The organism is Pseudomonas sp. YQ_6 (assembly GCF_043103245.1).
GTDB classification, from domain to species: domain Bacteria; phylum Pseudomonadota; class Gammaproteobacteria; order Pseudomonadales; family Pseudomonadaceae; genus Aquipseudomonas; species Aquipseudomonas alloputida.
Genome location: NZ_JBICJR010000026.1, coordinates 156,214 through 175,533, shown reverse-complemented (window position 1 = coordinate 175,533; position 19,320 = coordinate 156,214). Strand labels below are relative to the sequence as shown.

Sequence of the window (19,320 nt, the reverse complement as noted above, 5' to 3'; positions counted from 1 at the left end):
TCGTATCAGGAGCAGAAGTCCAGGGGCAGGCGGCGCGGCACGTATTGGCCCTTGCCCAGTTGCTCGGCGTCACGCAGGGTGCGCCAGGTGTAGTCCAGGGCGGTGCGCACGGCGCTTTCCAGCTGCTCGCCGAGCGCCAGGCGGCCGGCCAGGGCACTGGCCAGGGTGCAGCCCGAGCCATGGTAGCTGCCCGGCAGGCGCTGGCAAGTCCAGGTGAAGTGCTGGCCTTCCTGGGTGTACAGGCGGTTGTGGATTTCGTCTTCGTCGCCGTGACCGCCGGTAATCAGCAGGTGTCTACAGAACGGCAACAGTTTCTCGGCACATTCGTCAGCGGTGCCCTCGGGCAGTTCGGCGAGGATGCGTGCTTCGGGCAGGTTCGGTGTGGCGATGGTCGCCAGCGGCAGCAACCGTTCACGCAGGGCGTAGCCCACTTCGTCCTTGCCCAGGCGGCCACCGCCACCAGCACGCAGCACCGGGTCGCAGACCAGCGGCAGGTGAGGGTGGGCGGCCAGCAGTTCGGCGACGGTGTCGACCATCTCGATCGAGCCGAGCATGCCCAACTTGACGGCGGCCACCGTGGAGTCGGCCAGCACGGCGTTGGCCTGGGCCAGCACCCACTCGCGGTCGAGCACGCGGAAGTCGGAAACGTTGACGGTATCCTGCACGGTCAGGGCGGTCACTGCAGGTGCAGCGTGGCAGCCTTGGGCGATCAGGGCTTCGATATCTGCCTGCAAGCCGGCGCCGCCACTGGGGTCGTGGCCGGAGAGACAGAGGACAACGGGGCGGGAGCTGTAGATATTCATGGTCGGCGAGCTTACCACCAAACCTGTTTGGGCGGATCGTCCGACAAACGAGTTTTACTGATCGATCGGTCAAGTTGTCGATTGATTTTCTATTGAAAGCATTGATTTAGAGCCTTTTCTTTGTGTTTTTATGTGGCCGATTGCCAGGTTGTGAGGCTATGCTAGAGTGCTCGGATAACTCGATAAACGGGTTCTGCAGGATCACGTCGTCTCAAACGGATGGGAGGCTACCGCGACGCGACCGGACAGGCCATGCTGGGGCTGTATGCGCTATTTGCTGATTGTGCTTCTGGGTTTGCTGCCCGTGCTGGCCGGAGCGGTCGATTTCGACGACGCTACCCGGCATCTTCCACTGGGCAAGGCCATGCAGGTTTATGAAGACCCCGATGGCAATGCCAGCATTGCTCAGATCAGTGCCCCCGGTTTCGCCAAACACTTTCAGCCCCACCATGAGGATGTGCTGAACGCCGGTTACTCCACCTCGGTGTTCTGGCTCAAGCTCGAACTGCGCCCCACTGCCGCGCCCAACGCTGCCCCGAGGTCATGGCTGCTGGAGTTGGCCTACCCGCCGCTGGATCACCTCGAACTGTATCTGCCTGACAGCAGCGGCTTGTACCGCCTGGCGCAGCGCACCGGCGATGCCTTGCCTTACGACAGCCGGCAGATCCGGCAGAACAACTACTTGTTCGAACTGCAATTGCCGCCTGGCAAGGTGACCACTGCGTACCTGCGGCTGCACAGCCAGGGTTCGGTGCAAGTGCCGCTGGCGCTATGGTCCCCTGAAGCCTACCTGGAAGAGCAGCCCACGCGCTTGTATGTGCTGGGGATTATCTACGGCGTGTTGCTGGTGATGCTGGTGTACAACCTGTTCATCTACCTCAGCGTGCGTGACGTCAGCTACCTCTATTACATCCTTTACATCGCGTCGTTCGGCCTTTATCAGGTCTCGGTGAACGGCGCCGGTGTAGCCTATTTCTGGCCAGACAGCCCTTGGTGGGCGAATGCCTCCACGCCTTTGTTCATTGGTGCAGCCGGGCTGTTCGGTTGCCAGTTCGCCCGGCACTTCCTGCAATTGGGCAGCATCAACCGTGGCTTTGATCGCCTGTTGCAACTGCTGATGCTGGGGGGGGCGCTGGTCATGGTACTGGCGGTGAGCATGCCCTACGGCATTGCGCTGCGCATGGCCACGCTGCTGGCGCTGCTGTTCACCATAAGCGTCTTCAGCGCCGGCCTGTATGCCTGGTGGCGCGGCTTGCGAGTGGCGCGCTGGTTCATCATCGCCTGGACGGCGTTCCTGCTTGGCGGGCTGGTCAACACCTTGATGGTGCTGGGCTACCTGCCGAACGTGTTCATCACCATGTATGCCAGCCAGCTGGGTTCGGCCTTGGAAGTGGCCTTGCTGTCGCTGGCGCTGGCCGACCGCATCAACAGCCTGCGCGAGCAGCAGGCGCAGACCTTGCGTGATACAGGGCGTACGCTGGAGCAACTGAACCTGCAACTGGCCAGGAGCAATCGCCTGAAGGACGAGTTCCTGGCCAGCGTGACTCATGAACTGCGCACCCCGATGAATGGTGTGATTGGCTCGCTCGAGCTGATGCACACCCTGCCGATGGGGGCTGAAATGGCTCAGTACCATCACACGGCAGTGGGGTCTGCCCAAGGCATGATGGATATGGTCGATGCCATTCTTACCCTGTCCGAATTGCAGGCCGGCCGCCTGCGGGCGCAGCCGGCACCGTTCAGCCTGCGCGCCCTGTTGCAGGGCTTGCGCGCCGGTTATGCCGGGCAGGCGCTGGGCAAAGGCCTGTACCTGAGCCTGGACATTCCGGCCGACCTGCCGGACGGGTTGCTCGGTGACGGGCAGAAGCTGGCGCACTGCCTGGGTTGTCTGGTGGACAACGGTTTGAAGTTCACCCATCAGGGCGGTGTGATGATCCAGGTGCGCGGCCGCCGGGTGGGGCCGAATGATCTGGCGTTGACCTTTACCGTCAGCGACAGCGGTATCGGTTTCGATGATCTGGAGCAGTCGATCCTGTACCAGCGGTTCTTCCAGGTCGATGGTTCGATGACCCGGCGGTATGGCGGTTTGGGGATTGGGTTGTCGATTTGCCGGCAGATGGGGGAGTTGCTGGGGGCCAGATTGGCACATGAATCGACGCGCGGGTTGGGTAGCCGCTTCGAGTTGAGTTTGAACATGGCGATTTCGCAGGCGCAGATGAGCCCGCACATGTTGCAGGCGCGGCGCTCGCTGTAGGAGCGGGTTCACCCGCGAAAGGGCCGGCCCTGCTGGCCAATTTCCAGCCGCCGTTCACCGCTGCCGCCACCACCGTATTCGCGGGTAAACCCGCTCCTACGCGCGCGCACACGCCAGCAACCACACGTTTAGTCATTAATACCCCTTTGACTACCCCGCAAGCAGTGCTTCACTGGGTCTCTCAAGCCTACCCGGATTCAGGAGCCCCCCGATGAGCCTGCACCAGTACGCTGAAACCCACGAAGTCACCAACCAGCCACCGCCGCTCGACGGCGCCAACCTGTACCGCCTCGACCTGCCATTGCAAGAATGGTCAAGGCGTTTTGGCGCGGGCTGGGCCGAGTCGCGGATCGACGCCTATGGTGCCCTGGCCGGCGGCCCGCTGATGCAGGCAGGCTTCCTGGCCAACGCGCACAAACCCGAGTTCAGCAGCCACGACCGCTATGGCCATCGCATCGACCTGGTGGAGTTCCACCCGGCCTACCATGAGCTGATGCGTACCGCCGTCGAACATGGCCTGCCTTCTTTACCATGGGCCGAACCCCGTGCTGGTGCCCATGTTGCACGGGCTGCGATGACCTACCTGCACAGCCAGGCCGAGGCCGGCACCGGCTGCCCGCTGACCATGACGTTTGCCGCCGTGCCGGCATTGCGCCTGCAGCCTGAGCTGGCGGAATACTGGCTGCCGAAAATCCTTGCCTGCGAATACGACCCGCGCAACGTTGGCGACCGGCACAAGGCCGGGGTCACCCTGGGCATGGCCATGACCGAAAAGCAGGGCGGCACCGATGTACGCGCCAACACCACCCGGGCCTATCCGGTCGGTGCGCCGGGCCCGGGTCAGGCTTATGAGCTGGTTGGTCACAAGTGGTTCTGCTCGGCGCCGATGTGCGACGCTTTCCTGACCTTGGCGCAAACCGAAAAAGGCCTGAGCTGCTTCCTGCTGCCGCGCCACCGCCCCGATGACAACCGCAACCAGTTCTATATCCAGCGCCTGAAAAACAAGCTGGGCAACAGCTCCAACGCCTCCAGCGAGGTGGAGTTCCGCGGTGCGCTGGCGTGGATGATTGGCGAAGAGGGGCGCGGCGTGCCGACCATCATCGAGATGGTCGCCATGACCCGATTTGACTGCATGGTCGGCTCCAGCGCGCTGATGCGCCAGGCGTTGACGCAGGCGGCCCACCATTGCGCGCATCGCAAGGTCGGCGGGCGGGTGCTGAACGAGCAGCCATTGATGCAGAACGTGCTGGCCGACCTGGCCCTGGAAAGCGAGGCTGCGCTCGCCCTGAGCTTGCGCATGGGCCAGGCGCTGGAGCAACTGGACGACCCGCAACAGGCGCATTTCGCCCGACTGGTCACGGCGGTGGGCAAGTACTGGATCTGCAAACGTGCGCCGGCCATGATCAACGAAGCCGCCGAATGCCTGGGTGGCGCGGGTTATGTGGAAGACAGCATTCTGCCACGGCTGTACCGCGAGGCACCGGTCAACTCGACCTGGGAGGGCTCGGGCAACGTGCAGTGCCTGGATGTGCTGCGGGCCTTGTCCAAGGAGCCGGGCGTACTCGATGCACTGTTTGTCGAGCTGGGTGACGGGCATGGTGACCCGCGCCTGGCGGCGCATATCGGCAACCTCAAGGGGGCGTTTGCCGACACCGGCGACATGCAGTACCGCGCGCGGCAACTGACCGAGGATATTGCCCTGGCGTTGCAGGCCAAGCTGCTGCTGGAGGCCGGGAATGCAGACGTCAGTGATGCGTTTATCGGCAGCCGCTTGGCCGGTGGTGGCCGGGTGTACGGGGCGCTGCCGCGAGGTGTGGATGTGATGGCATTGGTCACAAGGGCTACGCCTGCCTGGCCGCTGTAGCAGCGGGCTTGCCCGCGAATGAACCCAACACCGATCAATGGGGGTGTATTTAACCAAGAAGGCAGGCAAGATGGATCACATGCATGTCCAGACAGGAAGCACAGTGTGAGCCACGCTTTTGTAGTCGTTGATACCCCCGAACAGGCCGTCGACCGTCTGGCGGCCTTGCATGAACAGGCCACAGGTGCCCTGAGTCAGGCCCTGAAGCGTTACCTGAAGGACCGTACCGAGCCCGATACAGATGAGCGCGACCTGTTCCGCTACCCGGCACTGCGCCTGACCTACTACAGCCATGGCGAAGTCGCCGCCACCACCCGCGCCTATGCCAAGGTCCAGGTTGCCGGCACCTACAGCGTCACCGTCACCCAGCCCGCTGCGTTCCGTGGCTACCTGCTGGAGCAACTGCGCCCGCTGATGCATGACTACACCGTTACGGTAGAAGTCGGCGTCAGCGAGCAGAACATCCCTTACCCCTATGTGGTCGACCAGGGCGACGAGCTGGCCGGTAGTGGCATTACCGCTGCGCAGCTGGCGCGGGTGTTCCCCAGCACCGACCTGTCGGCGGCCACCGACAACATCGCTGATGGCCTGTACGACTGGGACCGTGCTGAAATCATGCCACTGGCGTTGTTCGATGCCGCGCGCGTCGACTTCTCGCTACGCCGCCTGGTGCACTACACTGGCAGCGACTGGCGCCATGTACAGCCGTGGATCCTGCTGACCAACTACCACCGCTATGTCGACCAGTTCATCAGCCATGGCCTGGAACAACTGCGTGACGACCCACGCTTCGTGCGTATGGTGCTGCCAGGCAACGTCGTGATCGAAAAGGGCATGGACCATGGCGAAACCCAGGCCCTGGTGGCCAGCGTGGTCTGGCACCGCTACCAGATGCCGGCCTATCACCTGATCGCCGCCGACGGCGATGGCGTTACGTTGGTCAACATTGGTGTGGGCCCGTCCAACGCCAAGAACATCACCGACCACTTGGCCGTGCTGCGTCCGCATTGCTGGCTGATGATCGGCCACTGCGGCGGCCTGCGGCAGTCGCAGACCATCGGCGACTACGTGCTGGCACACGCCTATATGCGCCGTGACGGCATTCTGGACCGGGTCGTGCCGCCGAATATCCCGATCCCGGCCCTGGCCGAAGTGCAGATGGCCTTGCAGGAGGCCGCCGCGCAGGTCACTGGCGAGCGTGGCGAGCAGTTGAAAAAGCGCCTGCGCACCGGCACCGTGCTGACCTACGACGACCGCAACTGGGAGCTGCGCTGGGCTCAGGAACGCCCGCTGATCAACCTGTCGCGTGCCGTGGCGGTGGACATGGAAAGCGGCACCATTGCTGCCCAGGGCTACCGTTTGCGCGTGCCTTACGGCACCTTGCTGTGTGTGTCCGACAAACCGCTGCACAGCGAGATCAAACTGCCAGGTTCGGCCAACGCCTTCTACAACCGGGCGGTCAGCCAGCACCTGAAGATCGGCATTGCTGCCCTCGACCTGCTGCGCACCGAGCTCAACTCGCTGCACTCGCGTAAACTGCGCAGCTTCGATGAGCCGCCGTTCCGCTGAGGATTCATGTCACTGCCACCCCGTAACAAGCCGCGCCGCCCTCAGGCGCGGCCTGCCGCCGGCCCGCGTCGCCAGGCCAAGGCGCCACCCGCCGAGCCGCGCCTGGTCCTGTTCAACAAACCGTTCGACGTGCTGACCCAGTTCAGCGATGGTGAAGGGCGCGCGACGCTCAAGGACTTCATCGACATTCCGGGCGTATACCCGGCCGGGCGTTTGGACCGCGACAGCGAAGGTCTGCTGTTGCTGACCAATGATGGTGGGCTACAGGCGCGGATCGCCGACCCGAAGCACAAGCTGGCCAAAACCTACTGGGTGCAGGTGGAAGGCGAACCGAGTGACGAGCAGTTGCAGCGCTTGCGTGATGGCGTGGAGCTGAACGATGGGCCGACCTTGCCGGCCGAGGCGCGGCGCCTGGAAGAACCCGAACTGTGGCCGCGCAACCCGCCGGTACGGTTTCGCAAGAGCGTGCCGACCAGCTGGCTGGAGCTGGTGATTCGCGAAGGGCGTAACCGCCAGGTGCGGCGGATGACGGCGGCGGTGGGGCTGCCGACCTTGCGCCTGGTGCGCGTGCGCATTGGTGACTGGGCGCTGGATGGGCTGGCGCAGGGTTGCTGGCGGGAGGTCCCTGCCAAGCTTTAGTTCAGGTCAGGGGCATGTTCGCGGGCACGCCCGCTCCCACAGGGACGTCGCAGTACTTGAAGGTAGCGCCAACGGTTGAAGTGGGCGTGCCCGCGAATGGCCCTGAAATGTTTTATACGCCTTCCAGAAACCCCACCACCACGCTTTTGATGATGAAGGCCAGCACCCCCAGGCCCAGCACGAAGAACAGGATCAGCGTCCCGAACTTACCCGCCTTTGACTTTTTTGCCAGGTCCCAGACGATGAAGCCCATGAAACCGATCAACACGGTGACCAGAATGATCATCATCCATTCTTCGAATACGGCGGGATCCATCGGTGTTCTCCAGGCGGGTTGAGCGTCCGATTATACGTCGGCTGGCGTAAGCATTTAACGCAGGTGGGTCAATGGCAGCTCGGTGCTGGCCAGTACCTGATTGAGCACGAAGCTCGAGCGCACGCTGGTGACGCCTTCGATACGGGTCAGGCTGCCGAGAAGCAGTTTCTGGTAATGGTCCATGTCCGGCACCACCACTTTCAACTGATAGTCGGCATCCATGCCAGTGACCAGGCTGCATTCGAGCACCTGTGGCAGGTTGCGGATGGCGGCCTCGAATGTTTCAAAGCGCTCCGGGGTATGGCGGTCCATACCGATCAGCACATAGGCGGTCAGGCTCAGGCCCAGCTTCTTGCGGTCGAGCAGGGCCACCTGGCGCGAGATGTAGCCGTCGTCCTCCAGTTGCTTGACCCGACGCGAGCATGGCGATGGCGACAGGCCGATGCGTTCGGCCAATTCCTGGTTGGAAATGCGCGCATCGCGCTGCAATTCGGCGAGGATGCTCAGGTCGTAGCGGTCAAGTTTGCTCATGGCATTTGCCTTTTCTGTTCGAATTGCTGCGAATTATCAATCCAGGGTGAAAAATTGCGCAAGTGCTATTTATCTGAGCAATCTTCGCAATCCTCTGTCGTAGCCTGTCCGGTATCTTTATCACCAGAATCACTGCCCGGACATCAGTCCACGGCGACGCGCCCTAGGCGGGCGGTCGCGGCCAGCCATCCAACAGGATCTGCAGGCCCCCGGGCTACACAGCTTCCAGAAGACGCTGTGAGGTGAGCCGGCGCCACAAGTGCCGAGCACGGACGACAATTCCTGAAGGGAGGCCCTGTGGCCTCCCTTTTTTCATGTCGGGAATTTTAATTGGCCTGTGTGGTGGGCGCGGTAGACTGGCGTTGGTTGCAGTTTTTTCTACCGAGAGGAACACCATGACGTCGCGCATCTGGCAGTTGGCAGGTGTTGGTTTGCTGGGTTTGAGCATCAGCCTTGGGGCCTTGGCTGAAGGGCCCGGCGAAGGGCCCGGTGAACGTGGCCAGCAGGTGCAAGGTGAGGGGGGGCCGGGGCGCTCGCTCAACTCGCGCGACGAAGTGCGCCAGACCCAACCGCCGCGCCAGGGGTATTACCAGGACATTCCTCGCCGCCACGGTGATGATCACCATTGGCAAGCCGGTGGCCCGGGGCAACGGCCCGGTGGCGACTGGCACGGGCGCCCGGATGGCCACGGCAATGGCTGGGGGCCTGGGCCGCAGTATCGACCAGGGCACACGGTGGACCATTTTTCTGACCGCTATTGGAAAGTACCCTACCGGGGCGCTGACTATTTCTACTCGGGGGGTTACTGGTACCGCCCGCACGGGGGCAGTTACATCGTGGTGACCCCGCCGTACGGCGTACGGGTCAATTACCTGCCGCCTTATGCGCGGGAAGTGTGGTTGGGTGGCGCGCTGTTCTTTCTGGTGGCCGATACCTATTACCAGTACCTGGCAGACAGCCAGGAATATGTGGTGGTCAACCCGCCGGTCGGCGTGCCGTCGCCCGTGCCGGTGGCCCCGACAAATGGCGGGTATGACGTGGTGGCTTATCCGATGTATGGCCAGGGTCAGGAACAGCAGGAACAGGACCGCTACCAGTGCCATCGCTGGGCGGTGAGCCAGTCAGGCTTCGACCCGGCGACGGCGACGTACGCACCGGCGGCCACGGTGCTCAGCCACTACCAGCGGGCGCTGGGGGCTTGCTTCAGTGGTCGGGGTTACAGCATCAACTGATCCCTGCACGGAACTGTGTAGGAGCGGGTTTACCCGCGAATACGGTAGCGGCGGCAACGGTGATCGGCAGGTGGAAATTGGCCAGCAGCCCCGGCCCTTTCGCGATGAACCCGCGCCTACAAGGGATTGCGTAATCGGTGGGGCATGGGTGGTTACCTCATACCGGGTCGGCGTGCACCATCACATCCGCCTGTGGGTAACGCTGGCGGATTACCCGCGAGGCCTCCACGCACAAGCTATGTGCCTCATGCAGCGGCAGTTGCCCCGGCAGTTCCAGATGCAGTTGCACAAACCACTGGTTGCCCGACACGCGCGTGCGCAGGTCATGCACGCCTTTCACGCCTGCAACGGCCAGCACCAGCGCAGCCATGTCCTCGCCAACGTCGCTGGGTAACGCTTTGTCCATCAGGATCGCCGTACTTTCGCGGGCAATTTGCAGCGCGCTCCAGAGGATGTAAAAGGCGATGCCCAGGCCGAACAGCGCATCCAGCTGCGGCCAGCCAAAACGCGCCAGCAACAGGGCCAGCAGAATGCTGCCGTTGAGCAATAAGTCAGAACGGTAGTGCAGGGAATCTGCCCGTACCGCAGTAGAGCCGGTGAGCCGGATTACCTTGTGCTGCAGTGCCAGCAGGGCGACCGTCAGCACCAGCGACAGCAGCATCACCGCGATACCGATTGAGGTATCGCCCAGCGGTTGCGGGGTGGACAGGCGCTCGACCGCCTGCACCCCGATCAGCACCGCACTGCCACCGATGAACAGCGCCTGAGCCATACCGGCCAAGGCCTCGGCCTTGCCATGGCCGAACCGGTGATCGTCGTCGGCCGGGCGCAGGGCGTAGTGCACCGCCAGCAGGTTGAGGAACGAGGCCACGGCGTCCAGTGCCGAGTCGGTCAGCCCGGCCAGCAGGCTCACCGACCCGCTCAGCCACCAGGCCAGCGCCTTGCTCAGCACCAGGATGCTGGCCACCGCCAGTGACGCGCGCGTGGCCAGGCGGAGCAGGCGCTGGTGTTCAGCCGGGGTAGTGATCATCCGTGGTCAGTGTCCGTGTGGCTCAGGCTGCCGGGACCAGGCCCAGGCTGGCCAGTTGTTCGATGCTGCCTCGATGCTGGATAAGCCGTGGGTCGTTCAGCGGCAGGCGCTGGCCCAGTTCGCTTTCCAGAATGGCCTGCAGCTTCAGGTTGTCGACCTTGCCATCCGGGCTGACGGCTTCTTGCAGTTTGGCCGGGTCAACCTGGGCAGTGCGGCCACCTGGGTAGTAGATGGCGCCGGTGGCGAAGTCGATACCGAAGGCAATCAGCCCCGGGATTACATAGAACAGGATGCCAATGGCATCCATGGCGGCAACCACAGGGTCGATCTTGCCGCCGATCTGGCCGCGCCGGTCCGGGTAGAAAATGGTGCCGCAGGCCGTCAGTTGTGTCAGCAGGGTGGCGATGAGGGCGCCACCGATGACGCGGGTCGAGATGCGCATGTAAATCTCCGAAAAGGTGTTCAGCAGGACAAGCGAAGCGCCTGCACCTGATGTTAAGACCATGATAGAGCAGGCTGGGTTCGCCGTTATACTCGCGAGACTGTTCGAGGACCACCATGATTTCATTACCCATTGATGCTGCCTTGCCCGCCCTGCGCCAGGCTCTGCAAAACCGTGACGAAGCGGTGCTTGAAGCGCCGCCCGGCGCTGGCAAGACCACCCGCGTGCCACTGGCGCTGCTGCACGAACCATGGCTGGCCGGGCAGAGCATCCTCATGCTCGAGCCACGGCGCCTGGCTGCGCGGGCAGCGGCCGAACGGCTGGCCAGTGAGCTGGGCGAGCAGGTTGGGGAAACCGTGGGTTACCGCATCCGCCTGGACAGCAAGGTCGGGCCGAAAACCCGGATCGAAGTGGTGACCGAAGGCATCCTCACACGCCGCCTGCAAGCCGACCCGGCGCTGGAAGGGGTGGGCCTGCTGATCTTCGACGAATTTCACGAGCGCAGCCTGGATGCCGATCTCGCACTTGCGCTGAGCCTTAACGGCCGCGAGTTGCTGCGTGACGACCCGCCACTGAAGATTCTGCTGATGTCCGCGACCCTGGAAGGCGAACGCCTGTCGCGGTTGCTGGACGATGCCCCGGTGGTCAGCAGCGAAGGCCGCATGCATCCGGTGGATATCCGCTGGGGGCGGCCGTTTCAGCCAGGCGAGTTCATCGAGCCACGGGTGGTGGACTGCGTGCTGCATGCGCTGGCTGACCAGGCCGGCAGCGTGCTGGTGTTCCTGCCTGGGCAAGCCGAGATCCGCCGGGTTCACCAAAGCCTTCAGGAGGCGCTGGGCGCGCGCCCCGAGATTCTGCTGTGCCCGCTGCATGGCGAGCTCGACCTCAATGCCCAGCGCGCCGCTATCGACCCGCCGGCCAAGGGCCTGCGCAAGGTGGTGCTGGCCACCAACATCGCCGAAACCAGCCTGACCATCGATGGCGTGCGCGTGGTGATCGACGCAGGCCTGGCCCGGGTGCCGCGCTTCGACCCCGGCAGCGGCATGACCCGCCTGGACACCCAGCGCATTTCCCGCGCCAGCGCCACCCAGCGCGCGGGGCGTGCCGGCCGCCTGGAGCCCGGCGTGTGCTACCGCCTTTGGTCCGAGGCCCAGCATGACCAGCTGGCCGCCCATGGCAGTGCCGAGATTCTCCAGGCCGACCTGGCCGGGCTGGCCCTGCAGCTGGCGCGCTGGGGTGTAACGCCCGAGCAGTTGCGCTGGCTCGACCAGCCACCGGCTGCAGCGTTCGCCCAGGCACAGGACCTGTTGGCGCGACTCAGCGCCTTCAAGCCGGGCAGCCGCGACACCCTCAGCGAACATGGCCAGGCCATGGCCGAACTGCCGGCTCACCCACGCATCGCGCACTTGTTGCTGCGCGGCCAGGACCTGGGCCTGGCACAGATGGCATGCGATGTGGCTGCACTGCTGGGGGAGCGGGACATTCAGCGTGGCGGTGGTGCTGACTTGCACAGCCGGCTTGCGCTGGTCAGCGGTGAGAGCAAGGCTGAGCGTGGCGGCCAGGGGGGTGTGCAGCGTGCTCGTCAGCTGGCCCGGCAATACCGTGGCCTGTTGCGTGGCAAGGTCGGTGCGCCGGTCGCCGACCCGGACCACCCACGCTGGCTGGGCGCCCTGCTGGCGCTGGCCTACCCTGACCGGGTCGCCCAGCAGCGCCGGGCGGGTGGGGCGGAGTATCGGCTCGCCAACGGCCGTGCGGCCCTGTTTGGCGAAGTCGATGCATTGATGAAGTGCCCATGGCTGGTGATCGCCGACCTGGGTAGCCGCCAGGGGCAGCGTGAGGAGCGGATCTATCTGGCAGCCGAATTCGATCCGGCGTTGCTCGAGGGTGTACTGGCCGAGCAGGTCGAGCGGGTCGATATCCTCGATTGGGACGAGCGCGAGCAGGTGTTGCGCGCCGAGCGCCAGGTGAAGGTTGGCGAACTGGTCCTCAGCCGCGAGCCGTTGCCCGGGCTGGATGATGAAGCCAGGGCCCGAGCGCTGCTTGGCCTGGTCCGGCGCAAAGGTTTGAACCTGCTGACCTGGACGCCGGAACTGCGGCAATGGCAGGCACGTGTGGCGCTGCTGCGTCAGCTCGACCTGCAGAAGGATGGCCACAGCGAATGGCCTGACCTGGGGGACGAAGCCTTGCTGGCCAGCCTGGAAGACTGGTTACAGCCTTACCTGAGCAAAGTATCGCGCCTCAGCCACTTTGCTGCGCTGGACTTGCCGTCGATGCTGCGCAACCTGCTGCCCTGGCCGCTGCCGCAACGCCTGGAAGAACAGGCCCCGGTGCATTTGGCCGTGCCGTCCGGCTCGAACATCCGCCTGGATTACAGCGAAACCCCGCCGATTCTCGCCGTGCGTCTGCAAGAACTGTTCGGCCTTGCCGACACCCCGCGCATCGCCAATGGCCGGCAGCAGGTCAAGCTGCACCTGCTGTCACCGGCGCGTCGGCCGGTGCAGGTGACCCAGGACCTGGCCAGTTTCTGGCGCACGACCTATGCCGAGGTTAAGAAAGACCTGAAAGGGCGGTATCCGAAGCACTACTGGCCGGACGACCCTCTGGTGGCCGAGGCTACCGCCAGGGCCAAGCCGAGAGGGCGCTGATGCACACCACCGAGTGCGGCAGGCCGAAAAAATCATGCTCTGGTCACCACGTGTCAGTGGTGGTGCCATTCATCGTATTGCACCCGCCAGTGAAGCTCGATCTGCCTGCCTCAATAGGAAAGTGATCACTTCGCCTTCCTCGACGTTGAGCCAGGCTACCCACTCCCCACTCCTGTGCGGCGTATCCGTGAGGGCGCCGACCCTGTAGCCCCGCTGGTCGCGCAGATGGCAGACAAGGCCTTCATCTGTCAGCGCCAGCGGCTCGATTTTCCAGTATTCGCTAACGTCTGCATGCCAGTAAAAGCCCAGATAGCCATTGCGGCTGACCCCTAGTTTCTTGGTCCCCGGGCGCCCAGGCATGCTGATGCGGTAGTGCAGGCGATCGTTGGTCCGCGAGTGGTAATGAAAGTCCATCACCGGCGAGTCCTGCCTTCCCCCCGCCTGCAACCAGTCATCCTCGGGGGTAATGCCCCAGCCGAACTTGTCTGAACTGCGGCTGAGGCGTAGCGGGATGTCCCGGTCGACGGCGCGCATGTACAGCTTGCCGCGAAAAGACCTGGCGTACCCGGCCTGAATGGTTTCGTTCATGGTGCACTCCTTGAACAGCATTGAGGATGTGCACTCTGGCGCCAGGGCTGGGCAGCCCGGCAGGTCGAAAACATTCCCCGGTGGCCTCAGCTGCTGGCTTCACCTTCCAGCAACATGAACAGGCGGTACAGCACCACGGTGCTGAACAGCTGCAGGAAGCCGCTGAGGCTGTCCATGGCCAGTTCCATGCCAGGTGATGGCTCGGGGAAGGCCATCAAAAGCAGCCCGTCGATGAGCCAGATCGGTGCCAGCACGCCTAAAACGCAGATCATGATGCGCATGAAATGCCCGGTGGTCATGCTTGCGCTTTCGCGCATCGCCTGCACCACCGGCCGGCCGCGCAGCACCAGCAGGTACTCGGCGAACACCAGGTTGATCATGATCCACACCCCCGGGAAGATGAACAGCGCAAGGCCGGCCATGATCAGCAGCGAGCTGATCAGGATCAGCAGAGCCAGTTGCGGCCACAGCTGCAGGGCGCGGGCGAACAGGTCGCGCTTGGCGATTTCCTGGCCGTTGCTGCGCGTGTCCAGGTACAGGATCAGGGCTGCGCTGTACAGCGGGTAGAACAACAGGCTGACCAGCATGCCGTAGGCCGGTGATGCCTGGTCGCCCAACTGCCGGTCCAGCAATTGGGTGAGCAGGGCTTCCACCACCACCAGCGGCAGGCACAGCTGCAGGATGTTTGGCAGGTGACGGCGGAAGAAGTACAAGGAGTCGCGCAAAACGCTCAGCGGATTCATCAGTCAACATCGCATGGCAGTAAAAACAGGGGCCTAACTTTAGCCCAAAGCAGGCCTGGGGCTGTCACTTGCTGAAAAAAGTTTCACCGCAGCAGTGATTGAATCCCGCGCCTGTACGCCCCATCTTTGACGCTGTCCGATGTCCCGCTACCCCACGAGGTCGCCCCATGAACACTGAAGAACAAACCCTGATCGACGGCCTGTTCGGCCGCCTCAAGCAAGCCGAAGACCCGAGCCAGCCGCGTGACGCGCAAGCCCAGGCGTGCATCGAGCAGCACGTGCGTCAGCAACCGGCGGCGCCTTACTACATGGCCCAGGCGATTTTGGTGCAGGAGGCTGCAATCAAGCGCCTCGACGAACAGAACAAGCAGCTGCAAGCCGAGCTGCAGCAGGCCCGTGCCCAGGCTCAGGCGGCACAAGCCGCCAGCAGTGCGCCGAGCAATGGCGGGGGTGGCTTCTTGTCCAGCATCTTTGGTTCGGGTGGGCGCAACGCAGCCCCGGCGGTGCAGCCACAGCGCCCTTCGGCGCCCCCTGTAGCGTCCGGTGGTGGCTGGCGCGAGCCGTCGGCACCTGGTTTTGGCCAACCTCAGACGCCGCAGCCTGGCTATGGCGCCGCGCCTGCGCGCAGCGGGGCCAGCAGCTTCCTTGGCGGGGCCATGCAGACCGCCGCCGGTGTGGCCGGTGGTGTGCTGCTGGCGCAGGGGATCAGCAGCCTGTTCAACCACAACTCGCAACCGGAAGAAGTGGTCGAGGTCATCAAGGAAGAGCCGGCGCCAGCCAGCGACAGTGGCGGCTGGAACGACCAGGGCGGGCAGGAGCAAGTGGCTGACAACGGTGGCTGGGGCAGTGACCAGGGTGGATACGCCGACGGTGGTTTTGGCAGCGATGACGGCGGGTTCTTCTCGGACGACGATTCTTACGTCTGACAGGTCTGGCATACTGCTGGCATTTCCGGGGGCGCTTTGCGCCCCTTCGCGGGCACGCCCGCTCCCACAGGTGTACGCGCGATACCTGTGGGGGTGGGCGTGCCCGCGAAGGGCTGCGCAGCAGCCCCCGCAGCACTCCAGGCCAAAAATGAGGTTCCCAGGTGAAAAAGATCGCGTTGTTCGCCGATGTGCAGAACCTCTACTACACCGTGCGCCAGGCCCACGGCTGCCACTTCAACTACACCGCCCTGTGGGCCGATGTCAGCCGCGAAGGCCAGATCGTCGAGGCCGTGGCTTATGCCATCGACCGTGGCGACAGCAAACAGCAGCAGTTCCAGCAGATCTTGCGCAACCTCGGTTTCGATGTGCGCCTCAAACCGTTCATCCAGCGCAGCGATGGCTCGGCCAAAGGTGACTGGGATGTGGGCATTACCCTGGATGTGATCGACGCGGCCAGCCGGGTCGACCAGGTGGTGCTGGCCTCCGGCGACGGTGATTTCGACCTGCTGCTGGAACGGGTAATCCAGCGCCATGGCACCGAAGCGGTGGTGTATGGCGTACCGGGGCTGACGGCGTTGTCACTGATCCGTGCTGCCACCCGCTACGTGCCCATCGAAGGCGCGCTGTTGCTTAAACACTAAGGTCTTTTCATGGAACGTATCGCTGTCATCGACTTTGAAACCACCGGCATTTCCCCCGGTACCGGCTGCCGTGCCACCGAGGTGGCGGTGGTAATGCTTGAAGGTGGGCGCATTGTCGAGCGCTACCAGAGCCTGATGAACGCTGGCGTGCCGGTGCCGGCCTTCGTCGCAGGGCTGACCGGCATCACCACCGCCATGCTGCGCAGTGCGCCGCCGGTGGAGAAAGTGATGAACGAGGTGGCCGAGTTCGTCGGTGGCACCCCATTGTTGGCGCACAACGCTGCTTTCGACCAGAAGTTCTGGGACTACGAGCTAAGCCGTATTGGCCGCAGCCGCAGCCAGCCCTTCGCGTGTTCCCTGTTGCTGTCACGGCGCCTGCTGCCCGCGGCGCCGAACCACAAGCTGGGCACTTTGACACGCTGGGCTGGGTTGCCGGACACGGGGACTGCGCACCGGGCCATGGCCGATGCCGAAATGGCCGCCAACCTGCTGCAGCATCTGGCGGGTGTGTTGCGCCAGGACCACGGGGTTCAGCAACTGTCGCACGAGCTGCTTTGCCGGCTGCAGAAGACCCCGGCTGCGAAGCTGCGCGAAGCGCTGGCCAAGTACTGCAGGGATTAGCAAGTGAACGTCTGGGGAACTATCGCCTGCGTCGAACGCACCAGAATTGTGCCGCTCATTTGCACCCGTTCTGTAACGTCCCTTCACCCAGGCAGGCCGTTAAACTGAGTCACCCGTAAACGGATTTCGAGTTTTCCCCATGCCTGCCTCCCGTCGTTTCCCGCTGCTGCTGATTGGCGCCTTCCTGGCCCTGTATCTGGTCTGGGGTTCCACTTACCTGTTCATTCGCATCGGCGTCGAGAGCTGGCCTCCGATGCTTATGGCCGGTGTGCGCTTCCTGATCGCCGGGGGGCTGCTGTACGGCTTCCTGCGTTGGCGCGGCGTGCCGGCACCTACCTGGCCGCAATGGCGGGCGGCAGGGGCGATCGGTTTCTTGTTGCTCAGCTGTGGCAACGGCGGGGTGACCGTGGCCGAGCATGCCGGCGTGGCTTCGGGCGTGGCGGCTTTGGCGGTGGCGACGGTGCCGCTGTTCACCTTGCTGTTCGGCCTGTTGTTCGGGCACCGCAATTCGAAGCTGGAGTGGGCGGGGATAGCCCTTGGGCTGGTGGGCATCGGCCTGCTGAACCTGGGCTCCAACCTGCAGGCAAGCCCGATAGGTGCGGCGCTGATCATCTTCGCGGCGGCGTCCTGGGCGTTTGGCTCGGTGTGGAGCAAGACCTTGCCGCTGCCCCAGGGGCCGATGGCCAGCGCAGCGGAAATGCTGGTCGGGGGTGCGGTGCTGTTGCTGGGCAGTGTGCTATCGGGCGAACGCATGACACAGCTGCCGACCGCCGCTGGCTGGGGTGCGCTGGCCTACCTGGTGTTCTTCGGTTCGATCCTGGCGTTCAGTGCCTACATGTACCTGCTCAAGCATGTGCGTCCGGCAGCGGCCACCAGCTACGCCTACGTCAACCCGGCGGTGGCGGTGCTGCTGGGGATCGTCTTTGCCGGTGAGCAGATTGGCGCTGAAGAGTGTGTGGCGATGGCAGTGATCATCGGCGCGGTGGTGCTGATCGGCTTGCCGCAGTGGCGCAAGGCGCCTGAACCTGTGCCACCGTTGAAAGGTGAAATCTGCAAGTAGGCAGGGGCGATGCGGTAAACTTGCCGCCTTCGCTGAACCCCCTGACGGTATTGCCATGAATTTCGCCAAACTCGGCCTGATCGAACCGCTGCTGCGCACGCTGCAGCAACTGGACTACACCACCCCGACCCCGGTGCAGGCCAAAGCCATCCCCGCCGTGCTGGCCGGCCGCGACCTGATGGCCGCAGCCCAGACCGGTACCGGCAAGACTGCAGGCTTTGCCCTGCCTGTGCTGCAGCGCCTGGCGCTGGAGGGCGAGAAGGTGGCCAGCAACTCGATCCGCGCCTTGGTACTGGTACCCACGCGTGAGCTGGCCGAGCAGGTGCACAACAACGTGCGCGAATACGCCGAGAACCTGCCGTTGAGTACTTACGCGGTGTATGGCGGGGTCAGTATCAACCCACAGATGATGCGCCTGCGCCGGGGTGTCGACCTGCTGGTGGCTACCCCCGGCCGCTTGCTCGACCTGTTCCGGCAGAACGCCGTGAAGTTCAACCAGGTGCAGACACTGGTGCTGGATGAAGCCGACCGCATGCTTGACCTGGGCTTTGCCGAAGAGCTGCAGTCGGTGTATGCGGCACTGCCACGCAAGCGCCAGACGCTGCTGTTTTCCGCCACCTTCTCCGATCAGATTCGCATGCTGGCGGGGCTTGCGCTGAATGACCCTCTTAGTATCGAAGTCAGCCCGCGCAACGCCACGGCCGCCAGCGTCAAGCAGTGGCTGGTGCCTGTGGACAAGAAGCGCAAGGCCGACCTGTTCTGCCACCTGCTGCGCAAACAGCGCTGGAAGCAGGTGCTGGTGTTCGCCAAGACCCGCAATGGCGTCGACCAACTGGTGGAGCGCTTGCTGGCTGAAGGCGTGAATGCCGACGGCATCCACGGTGATCGCCCACAGGCGACCCGCCAGCGTGCGCTGGACAGCTTCAAGGCCCGTGAGGTGCAAGTGCTGGTGGCGACCGATGTGGCGGCCCGTGGCCTGGATATCGATGACTTGCCGCTGGTCGTCAACCTCGACCTGCCGATCGTTGCCGAAGACTACGTGCACCGCATCGGGCGTACCGGGCGGGCGGGCAACAAGGGCGAGGCGATTTCGCTGGTGTGTGCGGATGAAGTGCAACTGCTGGCGGCTATCGAGGTGCTGACCCGGCAGACCCTGCCGCGTCATGAAGAGCCGGATTTCATCCCCGAGCACCGGGTGCCGATGACCGATGCCAGTGGGCAGGTTATCAAGAAACCGAAGAAGCCCAAGAAGCCGAAAGAAAACAGCGCCAAGCGCGGGCTGGGGCGCTGGATGGACAGCACTGAAGCCGGCAGTGCGGAACCGGCGGTGAAGGCTGTACGCAAGGTGCCGAGCTTCAATGGTGGGCCGCGCAAGCGCAAGCCTTGAGGTTTTGGGGCCGCTTTGCGGCCCTTTCG

General features: G+C 63.9%; 18 protein-coding genes. 11 read left to right on the top strand and 7 right to left on the bottom strand.

The features are described from left to right. Positions 1–5 precede the first annotated feature (5 nt). Positions 6–803 carry a hydroxymethylpyrimidine/phosphomethylpyrimidine kinase gene (locus ACF8FG_RS07025; RefSeq protein ID WP_019437044.1) on the bottom strand — a complete coding sequence of 266 codons (798 nt, stop codon included), beginning with the start codon at positions 801–803 and terminating at the stop codon, positions 6–8. Positions 804–1,068: 265 nt separating this feature from the next. On the opposite strand from ACF8FG_RS07025, the gene ACF8FG_RS07020 reads away from it, so the two are divergent. The 4 genes from ACF8FG_RS07020 to ACF8FG_RS07005 all read left to right on the top strand — a co-directional run bounded on the left by ACF8FG_RS07020 (position 1,069) and on the right by ACF8FG_RS07005 (position 7,129). Continuing rightward, the gene (locus ACF8FG_RS07020) at positions 1,069–3,057 is read left to right on the top strand and encodes a hybrid sensor histidine kinase/response regulator (protein ID WP_076402297.1); all 1,989 of its coding nucleotides are present in this window, start codon (positions 1,069–1,071) and stop codon (positions 3,055–3,057) included. A gap of 211 nt (positions 3,058–3,268) precedes the next feature. Further along, positions 3,269–4,921 carry an acyl-CoA dehydrogenase family protein gene (locus ACF8FG_RS07015; protein WP_110160096.1) on the top strand — a complete coding sequence of 551 codons (1,653 nt, stop codon included), beginning with the start codon at positions 3,269–3,271 and terminating at the stop codon, positions 4,919–4,921. 105 nt (positions 4,922–5,026) lie between these two features. Next, on the top strand, positions 5,027–6,490 hold the full coding sequence (gene amn, locus ACF8FG_RS07010; RefSeq protein ID WP_014592520.1) for an AMP nucleosidase: 1,464 nt from the start codon (positions 5,027–5,029) through the stop codon (positions 6,488–6,490). A gap of 6 nt (positions 6,491–6,496) precedes the next feature. Continuing rightward, entirely contained in the window at positions 6,497–7,129 is a 633-nt protein-coding gene (locus tag ACF8FG_RS07005) for a pseudouridine synthase (RefSeq protein ID WP_119713261.1), read from the top strand. A gap of 112 nt (positions 7,130–7,241) precedes the next feature. Here the strand turns inward: ACF8FG_RS07005 and ACF8FG_RS07000 are convergent, their stop codons facing one another. Continuing rightward, the gene (locus ACF8FG_RS07000; RefSeq protein WP_003249787.1) at positions 7,242–7,445 is read right to left on the bottom strand and encodes a DUF2788 domain-containing protein; all 204 of its coding nucleotides are present in this window, start codon (positions 7,443–7,445) and stop codon (positions 7,242–7,244) included. A 54-nt stretch (positions 7,446–7,499) separates the two neighbouring features. After that, positions 7,500–7,976 (bottom strand): Lrp/AsnC family transcriptional regulator, encoded by a 477-nt coding sequence (locus ACF8FG_RS06995; protein ID WP_003249795.1) that lies wholly within the window; start codon positions 7,974–7,976, stop codon positions 7,500–7,502. Between the two features lie 395 nt (positions 7,977–8,371). On the opposite strand from ACF8FG_RS06995, the gene ACF8FG_RS06990 reads away from it, so the two are divergent. Continuing rightward, on the top strand, positions 8,372–9,208 hold the full coding sequence (locus ACF8FG_RS06990) for a DUF6515 family protein (RefSeq protein WP_014592518.1): 837 nt from the start codon (positions 8,372–8,374) through the stop codon (positions 9,206–9,208). A gap of 157 nt (positions 9,209–9,365) precedes the next feature. Here the strand turns inward: ACF8FG_RS06990 and ACF8FG_RS06985 are convergent, their stop codons facing one another. After that, positions 9,366–10,238, bottom strand: a complete 873-nt coding sequence (locus ACF8FG_RS06985; RefSeq protein ID WP_019438905.1) for a cation diffusion facilitator family transporter — start codon at positions 10,236–10,238, stop codon at positions 9,366–9,368. Between the two features lie 22 nt (positions 10,239–10,260). Continuing rightward, on the bottom strand, positions 10,261–10,680 hold the full coding sequence (locus tag ACF8FG_RS06980) for a hypothetical protein (RefSeq protein WP_014592516.1): 420 nt from the start codon (positions 10,678–10,680) through the stop codon (positions 10,261–10,263). Positions 10,681–10,796: 116 nt separating this feature from the next. Between ACF8FG_RS06980 and hrpB the strand changes: the two genes are divergently transcribed. After that, positions 10,797–13,325: an ATP-dependent helicase HrpB gene (hrpB, locus tag ACF8FG_RS06975; protein ID WP_076402294.1), complete on the top strand. Its 2,529-nt coding sequence runs from the start codon at positions 10,797–10,799 to the stop codon at positions 13,323–13,325. A gap of 69 nt (positions 13,326–13,394) precedes the next feature. Here the strand turns inward: hrpB and ACF8FG_RS06970 are convergent, their stop codons facing one another. Further along, positions 13,395–13,913, bottom strand: coding sequence for a hypothetical protein (locus ACF8FG_RS06970; RefSeq protein WP_076402293.1), 519 nt, complete (start codon positions 13,911–13,913; stop codon positions 13,395–13,397). A gap of 86 nt (positions 13,914–13,999) precedes the next feature. After that, positions 14,000–14,656, bottom strand: coding sequence for a YciC family protein (locus ACF8FG_RS06965; protein ID WP_076402292.1), 657 nt, complete (start codon positions 14,654–14,656; stop codon positions 14,000–14,002). 167 nt (positions 14,657–14,823) lie between these two features. Here ACF8FG_RS06965 and ACF8FG_RS06960 point away from each other — a divergent pair, with 167 nt between their 5' ends. From ACF8FG_RS06960 to ACF8FG_RS06940, 5 genes are all read left to right on the top strand, one after another. Beyond that, positions 14,824–15,582, top strand: a complete 759-nt coding sequence (locus ACF8FG_RS06960; RefSeq protein ID WP_119713262.1) for a DUF2076 domain-containing protein — start codon at positions 14,824–14,826, stop codon at positions 15,580–15,582. Between the two features lie 161 nt (positions 15,583–15,743). Further along, the gene (locus ACF8FG_RS06955) at positions 15,744–16,223 is read left to right on the top strand and encodes an NYN domain-containing protein (protein WP_004576858.1); all 480 of its coding nucleotides are present in this window, start codon (positions 15,744–15,746) and stop codon (positions 16,221–16,223) included. Between the two features lie 9 nt (positions 16,224–16,232). Further along, positions 16,233–16,844 carry a PolC-type DNA polymerase III gene (locus ACF8FG_RS06950; protein WP_014592488.1) on the top strand — a complete coding sequence of 204 codons (612 nt, stop codon included), beginning with the start codon at positions 16,233–16,235 and terminating at the stop codon, positions 16,842–16,844. Between the two features lie 139 nt (positions 16,845–16,983). Further along, complete coding sequence (yedA, locus tag ACF8FG_RS06945) at positions 16,984–17,904, top strand: drug/metabolite exporter YedA (RefSeq protein WP_014592487.1); 921 nt, start codon at positions 16,984–16,986, stop codon at positions 17,902–17,904. Positions 17,905–17,959: 55 nt separating this feature from the next. Then, positions 17,960–19,291, top strand: a complete 1,332-nt coding sequence (locus tag ACF8FG_RS06940; protein WP_104887013.1) for a DEAD/DEAH box helicase — start codon at positions 17,960–17,962, stop codon at positions 19,289–19,291. Positions 19,292–19,320: the final 29 nt, after the last annotated feature.

Bases quoted from the DNA above. Each gene is read 5' to 3' on its own strand.
- ACF8FG_RS07025 (WP_019437044.1), bottom strand. From the start codon at position 803: ATGAATATCTACAGCTCCCGCCCCGTTGTCCTCTGTCTCTCCGGCCAC.
- ACF8FG_RS07020 (WP_076402297.1), top strand. From the start codon at position 1,069: ATGCGCTATTTGCTGATTGTGCTTCTGGGTTTGCTGCCCGTGCTGGCC.
- ACF8FG_RS07015 (WP_110160096.1), top strand. From the start codon at position 3,269: ATGAGCCTGCACCAGTACGCTGAAACCCACGAAGTCACCAACCAGCCA.
- ACF8FG_RS07005 (WP_119713261.1), top strand. From the start codon at position 6,497: ATGTCACTGCCACCCCGTAACAAGCCGCGCCGCCCTCAGGCGCGGCCT.
- ACF8FG_RS07000 (WP_003249787.1), bottom strand. From the start codon at position 7,445: ATGGATCCCGCCGTATTCGAAGAATGGATGATGATCATTCTGGTCACC.
- ACF8FG_RS06995 (WP_003249795.1), bottom strand. From the start codon at position 7,976: ATGAGCAAACTTGACCGCTACGACCTGAGCATCCTCGCCGAATTGCAG.
- ACF8FG_RS06990 (WP_014592518.1), top strand. From the start codon at position 8,372: ATGACGTCGCGCATCTGGCAGTTGGCAGGTGTTGGTTTGCTGGGTTTG.
- ACF8FG_RS06985 (WP_019438905.1), bottom strand. From the start codon at position 10,238: ATGATCACTACCCCGGCTGAACACCAGCGCCTGCTCCGCCTGGCCACG.
- ACF8FG_RS06980 (WP_014592516.1), bottom strand. From the start codon at position 10,680: ATGCGCATCTCGACCCGCGTCATCGGTGGCGCCCTCATCGCCACCCTG.
- hrpB (WP_076402294.1), top strand. From the start codon at position 10,797: ATGATTTCATTACCCATTGATGCTGCCTTGCCCGCCCTGCGCCAGGCT.
- ACF8FG_RS06970 (WP_076402293.1), bottom strand. From the start codon at position 13,913: ATGAACGAAACCATTCAGGCCGGGTACGCCAGGTCTTTTCGCGGCAAG.
- ACF8FG_RS06965 (WP_076402292.1), bottom strand. From the start codon at position 14,656: ATGAATCCGCTGAGCGTTTTGCGCGACTCCTTGTACTTCTTCCGCCGT.
- ACF8FG_RS06960 (WP_119713262.1), top strand. From the start codon at position 14,824: ATGAACACTGAAGAACAAACCCTGATCGACGGCCTGTTCGGCCGCCTC.
- ACF8FG_RS06950 (WP_014592488.1), top strand. From the start codon at position 16,233: ATGGAACGTATCGCTGTCATCGACTTTGAAACCACCGGCATTTCCCCC.
- yedA (WP_014592487.1), top strand. From the start codon at position 16,984: ATGCCTGCCTCCCGTCGTTTCCCGCTGCTGCTGATTGGCGCCTTCCTG.
- ACF8FG_RS06940 (WP_104887013.1), top strand. From the start codon at position 17,960: ATGAATTTCGCCAAACTCGGCCTGATCGAACCGCTGCTGCGCACGCTG.